Origin of the sequence: Shewanella sp. Actino-trap-3, assembly GCF_002836275.1 — a bacterium.
Lineage (GTDB): Bacteria > Pseudomonadota > Gammaproteobacteria > Enterobacterales > Shewanellaceae > Shewanella > Shewanella psychromarinicola.
In genome coordinates, this window is record NZ_PJCE01000001.1 from 1,509,851 (window position 1) to 1,526,343 (window position 16,493).

A 16,493-nucleotide genomic window follows, 5' to 3' on the forward strand; every position below is an offset into this window, starting at 1 on the left:
ACAAGGCGCCTAGCATCAAGGATCACAACATGATATTGCTCGTCGGCGGAGAAAAAGGTGGCAGTGGAAAAAGCTGTTTAGCACAAAACATTGCCGTACACATTAGTCAAAAATACGATGCCAATGTGCTCATGGTTGACTGCGATCCGCAACGAACCACATCAGACTGGATCCAAGCTCGCAATAATGACCCCAGCCTAAAAGCCATCAATTGTATTCAGCTTTATGGTAAAATCCGTAATGATCTGCTGAGTTTAAATGAACGGTTTGACTATGTCATTGTTGATTGTGGCGGCCAAGATAACCTTGCAATGCGAGCGGCCATGTCTGTAGCAACCTATGTTGTGATCCCGCTTCGTCCAAAACGTCGCGATCTTAAAACCTTACCTCATATGGAAGACATGCTCAGTACCTGTAAGATGGTCAATCCCAAAATGATTGCAGCCATTGTGATAACGCAATGCCCTGCACTGCCATCTCAAGGTAAACGTATTTTAGAAGCGAAGGAAGTCGTGGAGTCTTTTGGTTTACGTGCACTCAACTCAGTGACGTTTAGTCGTAATATCTATGATGATAGTGAAGAAAGTGGCTCTTCTGTACTAGAAATCGATCCTAGCGGTAAAGCTGCTGATGAAATTAGGGCCATTGCCGATGAACTTTTTGCCATTCCGCCAGAAAATAGCTATGAGTTTAACTGATCTTAAGCGCAAGAAAACTAAAGATACCCGAGTCAAGGTATCTGTTGACGACTTTATTGAAGATGCTAATAATTATGCGTTGGGTTTAGGGGCATCTCATGACCAGCCCGTTATCACCTCAACGACTCAAGACTTTCTAAAAGGGCTCGATAAAAAAAGTACTAAAATTTATCGTCATGCCACTTTTACATTAACCGAAAAAAGTATTTCACAATTAGATGAGATAGCCAAAAGCAACAAAGTGGCTAAATCAAAAATACTCAGAATACTCATTGATGATTTTTATCAGCAAAGCAACACCAAGCAATCTGATTTATTAAGAAAAACATCACGCTAACGATAGGACTTTTCGATTAGTATTCTCAACAGCTATGTTGGCAAGCACGATGTCCAATGATGTGATCAAATACCCATAACATTGACCTTAAATGGTTTCAACTTGTGGGCGCAGATATACTTGATTAGCAGAGGCAATTCATCATTGAAGACGATTCATTATTAGAGATCGGACCCGATAATAAGCTGCGCACCGAGAGACGTTATCTCTAATCTCTATTCGCTCATAGCCTTGAGTTGATAATCAATTACTGCTGATGCGTTTTAATATCATGCTAAAATTAAAGTAGTATTGTTTATATTGCACTCATATCTGTGGCAACGAGACGCCACTAGCGACCCCCTGCTAACCAGTAATGGCTCTCTTATCAGAGCAAAAAAACAATATATTTAGCCACCAAAACCTGACTGCCGTTAATGAATCCAAAAGAGAAAATATGCCGTTAATATTACTGCTAACACAACAGATGTGTGTTTATTTAGTTCTCGTTTACTTAGTCAGTAAAACGCCGTTATTTAAATTTTTTGCAGAAACATCAAAACGCTTACCTCATAAAATCTTTATCTACCTTGTGTTCTCCAGTTTTTGCATTATGGCAACTTACTTTGGTGAGCAAACATCAGGAGCCATTGCCAATACTCGGGCGATGGGGGCTGTATTAGGCGGATTGCTAGGTGGTCCAGTCACTGGTTTGTTGGTTGGGCTAACGGGTGGATTACACCGTTATTCTATGGGGGGATTTACCGATATTGCCTGCGCGATATCGACCACCTTAGAAGGCTTATCTGCTGGGATGATCAGCTATTATTTAAAAAAAGCCGGTAAACCTGAATTGGCTTATCAGCCTATTATCGTATTTGGGGTGACGTTTATGGCTGAAATAATGCAGATGTCAATTATTTTACTGGTCGCAAAACCCTTTGACCAAGCTTGGGAATTGGTCAAGCTAATCGCTCCACCTATGCTACTGATTAACTCCCTAGGCGCGGCGATGTTTATGAGTATTGTTCGCGACCAAAAAGCCATGTTTGATAAACTCTCATCCAGTTTTTCGACCAACGCGCTCAAAATAGCTGAACGCAGTGTCGGATTATTGTCCAAGGGCTTTGATTTGGAGTCGAGTAAAAAGGTTGCCCAAATCGTCATAGAAGAAACCCAAGTCGGGGCTGTCGCCATTACAGACAGACATAAATTACTCGCCTTTATTGGTATTGGGGCTGATCATCATATTCCTAATACGCCAATTTCATCTCAAATCACCCTTGATGCCATTGCACACAATCGGGTGATGTTTGCCGATGGTGTCGACACTAGCTATGCTTGCTCCATAGCCGCTAATTGCAGTTTAGGTTCAAGTCTAGTCATACCACTGCTCAGTAACGATGAGGTCATTGGCACCATTAAGTTATACGAACCTAAAAATAAGCTCTTTTTAAACATTAATCGCACCTTAGGCGAAGGGATTGCAAGGTTACTGTCAAACCAAATTCTCTACGGGCGATTTGAACAACAGAAAAGTTTATTGATGCAAGCAGAAATTAAATTGTTACAAGCGCAAGTTAATCCGCACTTTTTATTTAATGCGCTCAATACCATCAGCGCCATTATTAAACGTGACCCACAAATGTCGAAGCAATTATTACAGCAATTATCCCAGTTTTTGCGCATCAACTTAACTCGCACCACCGGGCTGGTTACCATGGCTGATGAACTTGAGCATATTGATGCTTACCTCTCCATAGAGCGGGCTCGTTTTATTGATAAACTGCAGGTTACCATTGATATTCCGGCAATTTACCATCATCTAAAAATGCCCGCGTTTACCTTACAACCTTTGATTGAGAATGCGGTTAAACATGGAACATCGCGCTTACTTGATGCAGGCATTATTAATGTAAAAGCCACACCCGATGGCGAAGACTTGTTACTCAGCGTGACCGACAATGCAGGTTTATATCAACCATCCACTAACACTGAGGGTTTAGGGATGAATTTAGTCCACAAACGGATCCAAAACTTATTTGGTGACCAATACGGGATTGAGGTCGAGTGTAAAACCGATCTATTCACTTGCATCAGTGTGCGTTTACCTCTGGAGGAAATGGACCAATGATCTCCTGTTTAATCATTGATGATGAACCTTTTGCTCGTCAAGAAATCGCCGATTTATTGGCACTACAAGCAGATATTCAGGTGTTGGGGCAATGCAGCAATGCGATTGAAGCACTGCAACAAATCAACCAATTAAAACCCGCATTAATTTTTGTCGACATTCAAATGCCGCGTATTAACGGCATGGAACTGATTGCCATGCTTAGCCCAGAAAATATGCCTAGAGTCGTCTTTGTCACTGCTTATGATGAATATGCCGTTAAAGCTTTTGACAACAATGCCTTTGATTATTTACTCAAACCCATTGATGAAAAACGCTTTAACCAAACACTCAATCGAGTCAGAGCCGATCTGTCACCACAAATGATGCACCCTATGATCCCAACTCAGTTAGCCCATTTACCCTGTTACAGCGGTAATAAACTCAAAGTAGTCGCAACGGCTGATGTTGAATATATTTTTAGTGATGTCGGTGGGATCCATGTGTGCTCAAATAAAAATTATTGTCACACCCAATTAACCTTGAAAGTGTTGCAAGAAAAAACCCCGTTAATCCGCTGCCATAAACAATATTTATTATCTCCCAACGCTATTTCTGAAATAGAACTCATTGATTCAGGCGCTCAAGTCACTACCCGTAGTGGTGCAAAAGTGCCCGTTTCACGCCGTTATTTAAAAGAGCTTAAATTATTACTGGGCTATCAATAACTAACTCATCTCGCCGCTTAGTCTGCCTATTTACCGCTTAGGCACCCGATCCGACCACTTAATTAACTGTCACCCTTTTTTGATAAAAACTGCTTTACAGTGATATCACTTAAAAATGGGGAGATAACAAAATGACGTGGTTTTTACTCTGTGTGGGCCTGCTAATTGGCGGCTACTTTATTTATGGGGCCTTTGTCGAAAAAGTATTCGGCATCAATACCCAGCGACAAACACCTGCTTTCACCCAAACAGACGGCGTCGACTTCGTGCCAATGTCCAAAGGTAAAGTGTATTTAATTCAACTGCTAAATATTGCCGGTGTGGGGCCAATTTTTGGTCCTATTTTAGGCGCATTATATGGCCCAGCCGCCATGTTGTGGATTGTATTTGGTTGTATTTTTGCCGGTGCGGTTCACGATTACTTCTCGGGAATGCTATCGGTACGCAATAACGGTCAGTCAGTACCCAGCTTAGCAGGTAAATACCTAGGTAAAAACGCCAAGCACTTTATGAACTTGTTTGCCATTATCTTATTATTGTTAGTCGGCGTGGTATTCATCTCTGCACCTGCTGGCTTACTGAGCAAACTGACTGGTTTAGATGTTACCCTCTTTGTTGGTATTATTTTTGTCTATTATTTAATTGCCACCATCGTTCCTATCGACAAGATCATTGGTCGCCTATACCCATTCTTTGGCGCATTACTGGTATTTATGTCAGTGGGACTTATCATAGCGTTAGCCATGTCAAGCGAACACACCATGTTAGCGGGTTTTGAAATGGGTGACTTCGTTACTAATTTAAACCCTAACGACATGCCATTATGGCCTGCCTTGTTCATCACCATTGCTTGTGGTGCCGTATCTGGTTTCCATGCGACACAATCACCATTAATGGCACGTTGTGTTGAAAATGAGTCAAATGGCCGCTTTGTGTTTTTTGGTGCCATGATTGGCGAAGGTATTATTGCGCTAATTTGGTGTGCCATTGCATTATCATTCTTTGGTGGTGTAGAAGGATTAAATGCCGGTATGGCAGGCAACCCAGCTAACGTAGTGTACGAAGCCTCTAACGGATTATTAGGCACATTTGGTGGCTTCTTAGCTATCTTGGGTGTCATTGTATTACCTATCACCTCTGGCGATACTGCATTTCGTTCAGCACGCTTAATCTTGGCTGAATTCTTTAACATTAAACAAATCGAGTTACCTAAGCGCCTTATGCTTGCTGTGCCCCTTTTTGTTGTAGGTGCGGTGCTAACTCAAGTCGATTTCGGGGTGATTTGGCGCTACTTTGGTGTCGCAAACCAAACTACCGCAGTGATGATGTTATGGACTGCAGCAGCTTATCTACTGCGCCATAATAAATTTCATTGGATTTGTACTGTACCGGCGATGTTTATGACCTGTGTGGTGATTAGTTTCATACTCAACTCATCAACATTAGGTGCAGGTTTACCGATGACAGTGTCAACGATTGCAGGTTTAGTCTCCACAGCAATAATCACTGCGATGGTGATTATAAAAACCAAAGGCAAAGGCGATGTTGATACGGACAATGATATTGACGATGATGATAAAGTTGAACTAGCCAACGAGCTATAACATTCAGCATGGTTAAATAAATGGCAGCCTTGGCTGCCATTTTTACGTTGATATCACTTTGGCGACAATGTGGGTATAATATTGCAAACTTAATTAGCTCGCACAATCCATGACCCAAGCAAACAATCCGCTTCACGGCATTAAACTAGAAACTATCGTTACTGAACTCGTTGAAAAGTACGGGTGGGAAGAATTAGGATCTAGGATAAACATTCAGTGTTTCAAAGATAATCCGAGTGTAAAATCAAGCTTGAAGTTTCTGCGTAAAACGCCTTGGGCCCGTGATAAAGTTGAATACTTATATCTTAAGGCCAACAAACTGCCCTTGCCGCCACCTAAAGACGATAACCGCGGTTCTTTTGCGGCTAAAACGCGGCCTGCCAAGGTAAAAACAATGTCAGCTAAACCCGTCTCAAATAAAACGGTTGCCGCTAAAACTGACTCTGACACAGCAAGTACAGAATCAACAACTCCAGTCAATGCCGATATTTGGGGATCAAGCTCAAATTAGCTTATCAATGGCTAAACACTGCCAGGGCTTATAGCGGAAATTCGAAAATTAATCGCCAAACTTTAAGCCCGCCACCCACTTGATAACTTAACCCAAAATGTTCAATTTTTACGCTGTCTAAGCCTATCGCACTGAAGCTGATGGGTTTTGAAAAGGCTAATGTCGTGCCGATTTCATAAGTGTATGAGGTTAAAACATCATTACCAACTGGGGTGACGAATTTTAGTTTGTCGAAATACCAATGTGCGGCAATAAAAAATCTCGGCGCTACAAGGGTATCTTGCCACTGCCAATCATAATTAACCCCAAAGTCGATACCGGTTTTAAATACCGAATAGCCTTCTGTGCTGTCATTTTGATTACTTTGATAGCCGGCATAATACACTCGGTTTACCCATACGGGGGTGAATAAAGGCGCATCAAGTTTGTAGAGGGCCGATATGCCTGTGGAAAAAACCCCGACATGGCTGTAAGTCGAAAAATTATGCCCATAGCCTAAATCAACATAACTCTCTAATGTTAGCTGATCATCCACCAGCCAATGATATTCAAGCCCTGGCGTTAAAGTGATAGTACCCACATTGTTAGGAAAACTGCCTTGAGGTAAGTCATTAAATGAATAATCAAAAAAGCCAAACGATGCCGTAAAACGTAACTTCAACACGTAATCATCTGCTGAATCAAGTTCAAATCCCATCGGGATATTGGCAACAGCAGCACTTTGGCCAGAGGTACGATAAATACCACTGCCTAAGTAATTGGCAAATGCATAATGAGAAGCATCTGGTTCAGAGATCAATTCAGGCGATGTAGCGGGAGATAATTCAGATGCTGGGCTAATATTACTGCCAAGAATGAATAATACCGTCACGGATATGACGCGAGAAAAAGGATATAAAAAACGCGTATAACTAAACGATGATGAACCAATGAGTGGTATGATCTGCCTTTGTTTCATCATCATCTAAACTTTATGTTGTCAGGCTATTCATCGTGGAAGTAGTGCTCCGACATCATATGACCCATTTCAGTTGACTTGGTCTTTAAATATGATTCGTTGTAACGATTTTTACCTACTTGTAATGGGATACGTTCAACCACTTCAATGCCAACATTTTGCATTGCCATGACTTTACGCGGATTATTGGTCATTAACTTCACTTTAGTGACCCCAATTTTCTCTAGCATAGGCAAAATCATGTCGTACTTGCGCATATCCGCTTCAAAACCTAAACGCAAATTAGCTTCTACCGTATTGGCGCCAGCATCTTGCAGCTCATAAGCACGAATTTTATTGAGCAAACCAATCCCACGTCCTTCTTGGCGTAAGTACAACAAAAAGCCTTGGCCTTTCTCAGCAATACTTTGCATTGCTGCTTGTAATTGAAATCCACAATCACAACGTAAACTAAATAATGCATCACCGGTCAAACATTCTGAATGAATACGACCTAGCATAGGTTGAGTGGGATCCAGTTGACCGAATGTCAACGCAACGTGTTCTTTACCCGTGGCGGTTTCTTCAAAACCGTGCATAGCAAAAACCCCCCAAGGAGTGGGTAACTTAGATGTTGCGATATACTTTATCGACATGAATTAACCTTACGACAACTAACTGTAAAAGAAAATATTAGAACTTAGCAGGAGCAAAACCTGTTACATCTTTAATGCCCATTTCACGGCCTAATGCCGTTAAAGGATGCACAACCACTAAGCCTTTAACTGATTTATTTAACTTGCCCATATCAGCTTGTTCTGCTTTGGTTAGCGTGCGCTTAAAGCCTAGCGCTTTCAACGCTGTACCTTCTTGGCTAAACTGACGTGTTTGTTGGCCTTTAATATTTGCGATTCGCTTAGTAACGGTTGCCACTTCTTTCTTAAACTGCAGGACAATCGCGGCATCACCACGTGCTTCAGCCGCGGCTAATTTGCGACGAAACTTGTCTAATTTATCATTCCAAGTCTGCAGCTCTTGCTTTAAATTCATTTGATTACCTTCAATGCTTTACTGTGTTAATGATTCATTTTCGCTTATGCGTTTATCACAACACCGTTTCGGAGGCAGATTATATACCCAAAACCCCCTAAGATGCGAATAGCAAACGCTTGATATATGAATGTACCAGCAAACTTTTTCACCCCATACAAATAATCAAGATATTATTACATTACAACAAACAATCAACACTATTGGACTGTGCACATTTTGCATGACTTACGCCAATGTGTTTTATGCCATCGTATATACCTAGTCGCCCCATGGTTTATGCCCTTCGCTGCCAAGTTAGTGATCCTCATTTCTCACTCACATTGATTAATTGATCAGCAACCAAATCACCTATATCCCCTTTTTACGACATTTGAGACAAATCACTATTGCAATGCTTATAATAATCATTATCATTCGCACTCTCGTAAGTAAAGGTGCCTGTTATGACGTTACTCCGTTTATCTCTCCTTGCCATTGCCTGTCAAAGTGTACTGTTTCCCGTTTATGCTCACGCACAAACCCCCATTAGCCAGCCCAAAGCAGGAACACAGGCATCAACTCATAAGGCCAATACATCATCTCCAGCTGATTATGAACGTATTACTGTTTACGGCAGACAAAACCACGTGGTGATGAACTCAGGACTGGCGACCAAATCGAATATGTCACTGATGGAAACCCCCGCAGCGGTGGTTATTGTTGATGAGGCATTAATTGACTCGCAAGGCATCACTAATATGCAAGAGTTGGTGCGTAATATCAGCGGAGTGACTCAAGCGGGCAATAATTATGGTATTGGCGACAACTTAGTGGTGCGCGGATTAGGTGCCAACTATACCTATGATGGTATGTATGGCGGCGCCGGTTTAGGTAACACCTTTAACCCAACACGTTCGCTGACCAACGTCAGCTCAGTCGAGGTGCTCAAAGGGCCTGCAACAGGACTTTATGGCATGGGCAGCGCAGGCGGCGTCATTAATCTTATTGAGAAAAAGCCAGCATTTGACAGTAAACAGTTGTTTGAAGCAGAAGTGGGTCAATGGGACACTTATTCATTGATGGCCGACAGCACAGGCGCAATAACCGACCATATGGCTTATCGAGTGGTGGCTAAAAGTGCCCGCAGTGATGGCTATCGCGATTTGGGTACCGACAGAGATGAAGTTTATGGCTCACTAAAGTTTGTATTAGACGACAACCAAAATCTGATGCTATCTGCTGCTTACATTAACGATGCCATTCCGGTTGACTCGATTGGCCATCCTATCCGTATTTATAATGCCGCTTCTGTCGATGGTAAAACTGCAGCTGACGTTAGCTGGCAAGATCTGGTTAACGACCCAACCAGCAAAGGTTTACAACTTAGCGATGAGCAGCGCCAACAACTGGCTGACTCGTTAAGTGCCAGTGACGGACAAACGCCATATGAGTTTGGTCCCAATGGGCTTATTTCACCGATGGCGAAAGACAACCAAGGTGAAGAGTTGCGCTTTAAACTCACCCATAATATTTACCTCACCGATAACTTATTCTTAAACCAACAGCTGCAATATCGTAATTACGAAACGGCTTTTGCTCGTCAAACGGGTGCTTATAACTATGTATATTGGCAACGAAATGGAGTGATTAACCAAAATCCTCGTGCGCCGCTTGTTGAAAATGATGTGTTATATCCCTACGCAGCACGTCGTCAGGAATACCGCAAAGTGTCCGCAGACGAAAAGTCATGGCAGTATTTTGCCGACTTACGTTATGACTTTGACATTGGCAACATTAGTAACGAATTACTGGTCAATGTTAACGTTGAAGACCGCGATATCCGCTTTAAGCAGTATTCGATTTACGACGCCGACTATACCTTGAAAGACCCCAACGGCAATCAATCCTATCAAGGCTCTCTACCTTTTATTTATGATATCCGTAACCCAAATTGGGGTGAAGGAGAATTTGAAGATTACGACCCATTATTAACCAGTAACTACAATAAATCTGTCACTGCATGGGGTTTGGGCGTACAACATGTGGGTTACTTAGGGGGCGGCTTTACTAGCCGTATTGGCGTTGCCTTTAATGAGATTAAACAAAGCTATGAACACTTAGGTGTTGATGCCCGCTACAGCAGTAGCCTAGCCGATCCTCAGCCAGAAGCCGACACCACAGATAACGGTGTAACCTACAATTTAGGCTTAACCTTTATGCCTACTGACGATATCTCTATATTTGTTAATCACTCCAAAGGCCGAACAGCATACAGTGTGTTAGGCGACGTAAAAGGTAATGAAGCTGACCGCGAAGATTCGCAATCAATCAGTAATGATTTGGGTATTCGCGCCAAAGCATTTGATGACCAATTATTGGCATCATTAGTATTGTTTAAAACCTCACGCACCAATCTGGCTTATACCAACCCAAATTACGACAGTAGCGCGGTCACGCCCGATATTGACCCATACTTTTATGATGGCAGCGAAGATACCAAAGGGGTAGAACTGGATCTTAATGCTTATTTAAGTGACCAGTGGAAAGTGAACCTTAACGCGGTTTACCAAGATGCCAGAGACAATCAAAATCCCAATAGTAGTGATTATGGCCAACGCCAAAAAGGTGTGCCTTATGTAACCGCGGGGGCTTGGGTAACTTATGCAGCAGAATTGGGCTTATCAGCGCCACTATCATTAAGCCTAGGAGCCAAATATGTGGATGAGCGTAGTACACACTCAAGTTCGTTTGGCATACCTGACGGCTACGTACCAAGTTACACCGTAATCGATTCAGCCATTAGTTATGATGTTGAGCGTTATAAAGTTCAATTGAACATTAATAACATCTTTAATGAAACTTATTACGATAAAGCCATGTTCTTAGGCGGATTGCCCGGCGAAGAGCGCAACGCGAAGTTAACGGTAACCTATCGAATTTAATGCAATAGTGGTTTGGGTTTGGTTTGATCAAAATCGAATGACAACATGATGTAAAGCACTGCCTTTTGCAGTGCTTTTTTATCCCTGTTTGATAAGGATAATTGACTATCTAGGCTACATGTAGGATAACCGAGACATTAATTCAAGCGGTTACCTTAGGATATTATTTGATGGCTAATACCATTTTTACCCCATACACCTTGACCAATGGCGCAATTATTCCTAATCGGTTGGTCAAAGCCGCCATGGAAGAAAATCTTGCTAATGCCCTGCAACAACCTGATCACGCATTGTTCAGCTTATATGATGCTTGGGCAAAAGGCGGCGTTGGATTAATGATCACCGGCAACGTCATGATTGATCCCTTAGCCATGACCGGCCCTGGCGGCGTGGTATTAACCTCTAGCAGCGCACTTGCCCCCTTCACTCAATGGGCCAAAACGGCTAAACAACATAGTGCCAGAGTATGGATGCAGATCAATCATCCAGGCAGACAGGTGTTTAAAACCATGGGCGGTAAGAATATTGCCCCATCAGCTATCGCACTCGATCTAGGTAAACATTCATCAATGTTTTCTGAGCCTAAAGCCATGACTACTGCAGATATTGACGACGTTATCCAACGTTTTGTTACCACAGCCAGCATGGCTCAACAAGCGGGGTTTGATGGCGTACAAATTCATGCCGCACACGGATATTTACTGGCACAATTTTTATCGCCATTAACCAACAGGCGCAATGATGAATGGGGCGGAAGTCTTCATAATCGTGCCAAACTATTAATGGAAGTGGTCAAGCAAGTTAGGCTGAGATGTGGTGCCGGTTTTGACATTGCGGTAAAACTCAATTCAGCCGATTTTCAACGGGGTGGCTTTGATGTCGACGATGCCGAAAAAGTCATTACTATGCTGGCGCAGCATCAAGTAGAAATGGTGGAATTATCAGGCGGCAGCTATGAAGCACCCGCTATGCAAGGTCGCAGTGCCGATGAACGCACCTTAGCTCGAGAAGCTTACTTTTTAAGTTTAACCGCGCAGTTGGTCCAGCGCAGCCCTATACCTTTAATGTTAACAGGGGGGATTTATCGCCTGCCAGTGGCACAACAAGTCATTGATACCGGCTTTGCCTTATGCGGTATTGCCAGCGCCCTCGCCTTTTATCCCAACTTAGCCAATAAGTGGCGAACACAGCCCGAGTTTATCCCGTCTATTCCAATGGTTAATTGGCAAAGTAAGCCCTTAGCTGGGCTGGCAACTATGGCTATCATTAAACGCCAACTTCGCCGCATAAGCCAAGGGAAACCACCACAAACCAATGATTCCCCCTTGTGGAGTTTAGTGGTCGATCAATTTAGAACGAAACAACGCACTAAGAGTTATCGACATGCTTTAGGCATCACGAACGCTTAAAACACTCATGCTTAACACCGTCTAGATTCAAACACTATCTGTTAAAACGATAAACCTGTTGATTGCTGCTACCGCGCCACAATAGCGCGGGATCAGCTTTATCTTGTTCAAACTTACCGTCAATCATTACATCCACCAAGTTCACCACGGTTTGTTGCTGCTCACTTAGATCAGCAAGTTGGTAACCGGTCCATAACCAAATATCTTTCTCGGGACATTCATCCTTTACCCGCATCACCAATTTCAATATCGCTTCAAGGTTAGCGGGATGCAGCGGATCACCACCGCTTAACGATAAGCCGCGACGGAAAATACGACTGTCGGTTAAATCATTAATAATCTGATCTTCTAACGCTTGGCTAAATACATGCCCAGCATCCACACGCCAAGTGCTTTGGTTATAGCATCCCTTACAAGCATGCTCGCAACCGCTGACAAATAACGTGCAGCGAGTGCCCTCGCCGTTGATCACATCAATACTATGATAAGCACTATAATACATTATAAATGCTTCACTCTGCGCTTCACTTCTTCTTGCTTACCAAAGTTAAACGGCCGTGAATCTGGGCTGCCCAAATAGCCACAAACTCGTCGAATCACAGACACTCGACTAGGTTCGTGATTACCGCATTTGGGGCAAACAAAGCCCTTGCTGGTACAATTGAACTCACCGATATAGCCACAATCGTAACACTCATCAATCGGAGTGTTGGTGCCGTAATATGGCACCCGACTGTAGCTGTAATCCCAAACATTTTCGAGCGCTTCAATATTGTGCTGCATGTTAGGGTATTCGCCGTAGCAAATAAATCCACCATTGGCGATAGCCGGATAAGGTTGTTCAAAATCAATCTTATCGTATGGATTCACTTGCTTTTCAACATCTAAATGGAAACTATTCGTGTAATAGCCTTTATCTGTCACCCCTGCCACCACACCGAACTGAGTCGTATCAAGCTGGCAAAAACGGCTACATAAATTTTCACTCGGAGTACTGTACAAACTAAAACCATAACCCGTTTCTTGCTTCCAAGATTCAGTGGCTTGCTTCAAATGATTAATGATCGCAACAGCTTTCTCACGTAATTGAGCGTTATCAAACACATGTTCAGCATTGCCATACAAGGCATTAATGGTTTCGTGTAGGCCAATAAAGCCTAACGAAATTGACGCACGACCATTTTTAAAGATCTCGCTAACATCATCATCGGCATTTAAGCGCACGCCACACGCCCCTTCCATATAAAGAATTGGTGCCACTCGCGCTTTAACCCCGGTTAACCGAGCAATGCGAGTATCTAACGCTTTGCGTGCAATCAGTAGTCGCTGGTCGAGTAATTGATAAAAACGCTGTTCATCTTGACCTGCTTCCAACGCAATACGCGGTAAGTTAAGGCTAACTACACCTAAATTATTGCGCCCTTCATGTACCAATTGGCCATCTTCTTCATAAGTGCCCAAAAATGAACGACAACCCATCGGAGTTTTAAATGAACCAGTGACTTTCACCACTTGATCATAATTTAAAATATCAGGGTACATGCGCATAGTTGAACAGGTTAATGCCATCTTTTTAATGTCGTAATTGACGTCAGCCGCTTTATGATTCACGCCATCTTTAATCGCAAACACCAATTTAGGGAATACTGCCGTTTTACGGTTTTTACCTAAGCCAGCCATGCGCACAGTTAACATAGATTGCTGAATTAAACGAGATTCCCACGATATCCCCAATCCAAAGCCAAAGGTAACAAAGGGCGTTTGGCCATTGGCGGTATGTAAGGTGTTGACTTCATATTCAAGCGATTGAAACGCGTCATGACACTCTTTTTCGGTTTGAGTCATCGCATAATCTTCCACGTCGGCCACTTGCCATTTTCTAGCCACTGCAAGGTGCTTTTGATAACTAATTTGTACAAACTCAGCTAACACTTCATCAATACGGTTAATCGTTGTGCCACCATAAATATGGCTCGCCACCTGTGCAATAATTTGCGCCGTCACAGCCGTTGCGGTCGAAATCGATTTAGGCGGTTCTATTTCAGCATTGCCCATTTTAAAGCCATGAGTCAGCATGCCGGCTAAATCGATTAACATGCAGTTAAACATCGGGAAAAATGGTGCGTAGTCTAAGTCGTGATAGTGGATTTCGCCCTTTTCATGTGCTTCGACAACATCTTTAGGTAATAAGTGAGTTTTGGCGTAATGCTTGGCGACAATCCCGGCAAGTAAGTCACGTTGAGTGGGGATCACTTTGGCATCTTTATTGGCGTTTTCGTTTAAAATGGCACTGTCTGATTGCTCAACCAAGCCGCGAATAGCACAATTTAATTTACTTTGAGTTTCACGATGGGTATCGCGATCATGGCGATATTCAATGTAATGACGTGCCACCGATTTATACGGCCCAGACATTAATAAGTTTTCGACTGCATGTTGTAGTTCGTGAATATCAACTTCGGTTTTCGCAGCCATTTGCTGTTCAACCGTTTGCGCTAACTGCTGCGCATATTGATGATCTGCTTGACCTGCAGACTCCATTGCTGCTACTACAGCCTCTTTGATCCGACATCCATCAAAGGCGGTTCGACATCCATCTCTTTTCACGACTACAAGCATACGACCATCCTTACAAGCACTATATATAGAACTTTAATTTACAAAAAACACAATATAGAGTGTATTAGACACATTAACGCTGAGCATTACTTTGATCCAGATCATAATTCTCAGCACTACTTAATATTGAAAAACATCTTGCTTTCAGCAATGGATATTGTAGGAATGTTCACTGATCCGTCGGATAAAAATACAAGGGGAGAGATGGTAAATTGTTTCACAATATGGAGTGTTTTCGTAAATCAATATTGCCATATTCAAACACCGCTAGCGCGGTACTCAACAAGCTAACATAACGCTTAAGCGCGCTACGCTGTCATCGAACACCATTCTAGTTGTCGTATCAACAAACTAAGTGACTTGCCAATGACTCTTTATAAAAGCGGCATTGAAAATAATGATGACAACAACCCAAATGGGACAATACCGTTATTGCATAAACATTACTCGAGCGGTATCGAACTCGTGCATCCGTAATGAACACATGACTCATATTCGACACCGCATAAGCGTTAATTTAAAGTCGCTTCAATTAAATGTTGAATATCTTTTACTGCCTGCTCACCCGCTTTAATGGCTTCTTTTGCACGATGAAATTCCATTGTGCCAATGTCATTAACATAAGGCACAATACAAATATCTGGTGGCTCGCCCATTAAACGCGAGCGTTTATGGCGTTGTTCTAAAATATCCATTGATTGTGACATAACGGCCAACATACCTGGATGGGATTTTGAACTGCCTATAGCAAGCTTGTCAGTTAAGACACTCATGTAGTCTTTGCCTTTGCCCCATAAATCCATAAAACCTGATTCAAGCTCTGCCTTTTCATCAATCGTCTCTGACTTACTCGCTTTTCGGCTTTTTACTTGCTCTGGGGCCTTATGAAGTTGATCACGGCGATGACCGTTTAAATCCACTGCAATAACCACATCAACCCCCATCGAACGGGCTAATGACACAGGTACCGGATTGACCACGGCGCCGTCAACAACCCAGCGATGACCTTGCTGTACCGGGGGTAAAAAGCCGGGCATAGAACATGAGGCGCGAACCGCATGGCGTAAGTCACCTTCTTTAAACCAAATCTCTTGTCCAGAATATAAATCGGTAGCCACTGCAGCAAAAGGACGGTTTAACTGTTCAATATTGATATCGCCAATGCGATTGGCTAAGACATCAAATACTTTCTCGCCGCTAATTAAGCCGCCTTTACGCCAGCCTAAGTCCATTAATCCGAGTACGTCCCAACTCGAAAAACCACTCACCCAGGTTTCAAGTTCACCCAAATGATTATTCGCATAGGCCGCGCCCACTAATGCACCCACTGAACAACCCGCAACTTTGTCAGGGTAAATACCTAACTTGGCTAAACCATTCAATACCCCAATATGTGCCCAACCTTTAGCGGCTCCACTGCCTAGGGCTAATCCCACGGTGAGCTTTGTCATCTTTTTTCCTTCCATGCTCAGCATATTAATCTTTACGAAAAGGTTCGGCAGAATCGACCAATAGCGATGCCGAACGAGGGCAATAATATAAAGCTAAAAAATAGCATAACTAAAGCGACTCTTGTTGGCTATA

The 16,493-nt window shown here is 42.8% G+C and carries 14 protein-coding genes; 8 read left to right on the forward strand and 6 right to left on the reverse strand.

What is annotated here, in order from left to right; all coding sequences use genetic code 11:
- Positions 1-29 precede the first annotated feature (29 nt).
- From CXF80_RS06515 to CXF80_RS06540, 6 genes are all read left to right on the forward strand, one after another.
- Positions 30-698 carry an AAA family ATPase gene (locus CXF80_RS06515; RefSeq protein ID WP_101032109.1) on the forward strand — a complete coding sequence of 223 codons (669 nt, stop codon included), beginning with the start codon at positions 30-32 and terminating at the stop codon, positions 696-698.
- Positions 685-1,035, forward strand: coding sequence for a replication protein RepA (locus CXF80_RS06520; protein ID WP_101032110.1), 351 nt, complete (start codon positions 685-687; stop codon positions 1,033-1,035). Before CXF80_RS06515 ends, CXF80_RS06520 begins: the two co-directional genes overlap by 14 nt.
- A gap of 436 nt (positions 1,036-1,471) precedes the next feature.
- On the forward strand, positions 1,472-3,148 hold the full coding sequence (locus CXF80_RS06525) for a sensor histidine kinase (protein WP_101032111.1): 1,677 nt from the start codon (positions 1,472-1,474) through the stop codon (positions 3,146-3,148).
- Entirely contained in the window at positions 3,145-3,855 is a 711-nt protein-coding gene (gene btsR, locus CXF80_RS06530) for a two-component system response regulator BtsR (protein WP_101032112.1), read from the forward strand. The genes CXF80_RS06525 and btsR overlap by 4 nt, the downstream gene beginning before the upstream one ends.
- 131 nt (positions 3,856-3,986) lie before the next feature.
- Positions 3,987-5,459, forward strand: a complete 1,473-nt coding sequence (locus CXF80_RS06535; protein WP_101032113.1) for a carbon starvation CstA family protein — start codon at positions 3,987-3,989, stop codon at positions 5,457-5,459.
- Positions 5,460-5,568: 109 nt separating this feature from the next.
- Positions 5,569-5,970: a VF530 family DNA-binding protein gene (locus CXF80_RS06540; protein ID WP_101032114.1), complete on the forward strand. Its 402-nt coding sequence runs from the start codon at positions 5,569-5,571 to the stop codon at positions 5,968-5,970.
- A 28-nt stretch (positions 5,971-5,998) separates the two neighbouring features.
- Here the strand turns inward: CXF80_RS06540 and CXF80_RS06545 are convergent, their stop codons facing one another.
- Genes CXF80_RS06545 through CXF80_RS06555 form a run of 3 tightly spaced genes read right to left on the reverse strand, consistent with a single transcriptional unit; the run spans position 5,999 to position 7,957 of the window.
- A complete protein-coding gene (locus tag CXF80_RS06545; protein ID WP_101032115.1) occupies positions 5,999-6,934 on the reverse strand; it encodes a hypothetical protein in 936 nt (311 codons plus the stop codon).
- Positions 6,935-6,954: 20 nt separating this feature from the next.
- Positions 6,955-7,563: a GTP cyclohydrolase II gene (ribA, locus tag CXF80_RS06550; protein WP_101032116.1), complete on the reverse strand. Its 609-nt coding sequence runs from the start codon at positions 7,561-7,563 to the stop codon at positions 6,955-6,957.
- Between the two features lie 37 nt (positions 7,564-7,600).
- Positions 7,601-7,957 (reverse strand): YibL family ribosome-associated protein, encoded by a 357-nt coding sequence (locus CXF80_RS06555; RefSeq protein WP_101032117.1) that lies wholly within the window; start codon positions 7,955-7,957, stop codon positions 7,601-7,603.
- Between the two features lie 446 nt (positions 7,958-8,403).
- Between CXF80_RS06555 and CXF80_RS06560 the strand changes: the two genes are divergently transcribed.
- Together CXF80_RS06560 and CXF80_RS06565 are read left to right on the forward strand one after the other, a co-directional pair.
- The gene (locus tag CXF80_RS06560) at positions 8,404-10,881 is read left to right on the forward strand and encodes a TonB-dependent receptor (RefSeq protein WP_101032118.1); all 2,478 of its coding nucleotides are present in this window, start codon (positions 8,404-8,406) and stop codon (positions 10,879-10,881) included.
- A 170-nt stretch (positions 10,882-11,051) separates the two neighbouring features.
- A complete protein-coding gene (locus CXF80_RS06565; RefSeq protein ID WP_101032119.1) occupies positions 11,052-12,290 on the forward strand; it encodes an NADH:flavin oxidoreductase/NADH oxidase family protein in 1,239 nt (412 codons plus the stop codon).
- Positions 12,291-12,324: 34 nt separating this feature from the next.
- Here CXF80_RS06565 and nrdG read toward each other — a convergent pair whose 3' ends face one another.
- From nrdG to rssA, 3 genes are all read right to left on the reverse strand, one after another.
- A complete protein-coding gene (gene nrdG / locus CXF80_RS06570; RefSeq protein WP_101032120.1) occupies positions 12,325-12,792 on the reverse strand; it encodes an anaerobic ribonucleoside-triphosphate reductase-activating protein in 468 nt (155 codons plus the stop codon).
- Positions 12,792-14,909 carry an anaerobic ribonucleoside-triphosphate reductase gene (gene nrdD / locus CXF80_RS06575; RefSeq protein WP_101032121.1) on the reverse strand — a complete coding sequence of 706 codons (2,118 nt, stop codon included), beginning with the start codon at positions 14,907-14,909 and terminating at the stop codon, positions 12,792-12,794. The genes nrdG and nrdD overlap by 1 nt, the downstream gene beginning before the upstream one ends.
- A 512-nt stretch (positions 14,910-15,421) precedes the next feature.
- Positions 15,422-16,360, reverse strand: a complete 939-nt coding sequence (rssA, locus tag CXF80_RS06580) for a patatin-like phospholipase RssA (RefSeq protein ID WP_101032122.1) — start codon at positions 16,358-16,360, stop codon at positions 15,422-15,424.
- Between the last annotated feature and the right edge of the window lie 133 nt (positions 16,361-16,493).

Bases quoted from the DNA above. Each gene is read 5' to 3' on its own strand.
- CXF80_RS06520 (WP_101032110.1), top strand. From the start codon at position 685: ATGAGTTTAACTGATCTTAAGCGCAAGAAAACTAAAGATACCCGAGTC.
- nrdD (WP_101032121.1), bottom strand. From the start codon at position 14,909: ATGCTTGTAGTCGTGAAAAGAGATGGATGTCGAACCGCCTTTGATGGA.
- CXF80_RS06525 (WP_101032111.1), top strand. From the start codon at position 1,472: ATGCCGTTAATATTACTGCTAACACAACAGATGTGTGTTTATTTAGTT.
- CXF80_RS06545 (WP_101032115.1), bottom strand. From the start codon at position 6,934: ATGATGATGAAACAAAGGCAGATCATACCACTCATTGGTTCATCATCG.
- CXF80_RS06535 (WP_101032113.1), top strand. From the start codon at position 3,987: ATGACGTGGTTTTTACTCTGTGTGGGCCTGCTAATTGGCGGCTACTTT.
- CXF80_RS06555 (WP_101032117.1), bottom strand. From the start codon at position 7,957: ATGAATTTAAAGCAAGAGCTGCAGACTTGGAATGATAAATTAGACAAG.
- CXF80_RS06560 (WP_101032118.1), top strand. From the start codon at position 8,404: ATGACGTTACTCCGTTTATCTCTCCTTGCCATTGCCTGTCAAAGTGTA.
- CXF80_RS06565 (WP_101032119.1), top strand. From the start codon at position 11,052: ATGGCTAATACCATTTTTACCCCATACACCTTGACCAATGGCGCAATT.
- CXF80_RS06540 (WP_101032114.1), top strand. From the start codon at position 5,569: ATGACCCAAGCAAACAATCCGCTTCACGGCATTAAACTAGAAACTATC.
- rssA (WP_101032122.1), bottom strand. From the start codon at position 16,360: ATGACAAAGCTCACCGTGGGATTAGCCCTAGGCAGTGGAGCCGCTAAA.
- btsR (WP_101032112.1), top strand. From the start codon at position 3,145: ATGATCTCCTGTTTAATCATTGATGATGAACCTTTTGCTCGTCAAGAA.
- nrdG (WP_101032120.1), bottom strand. From the start codon at position 12,792: ATGTATTATAGTGCTTATCATAGTATTGATGTGATCAACGGCGAGGGC.
- CXF80_RS06515 (WP_101032109.1), top strand. From the start codon at position 30: ATGATATTGCTCGTCGGCGGAGAAAAAGGTGGCAGTGGAAAAAGCTGT.
- ribA (WP_101032116.1), bottom strand. From the start codon at position 7,563: ATGTCGATAAAGTATATCGCAACATCTAAGTTACCCACTCCTTGGGGG.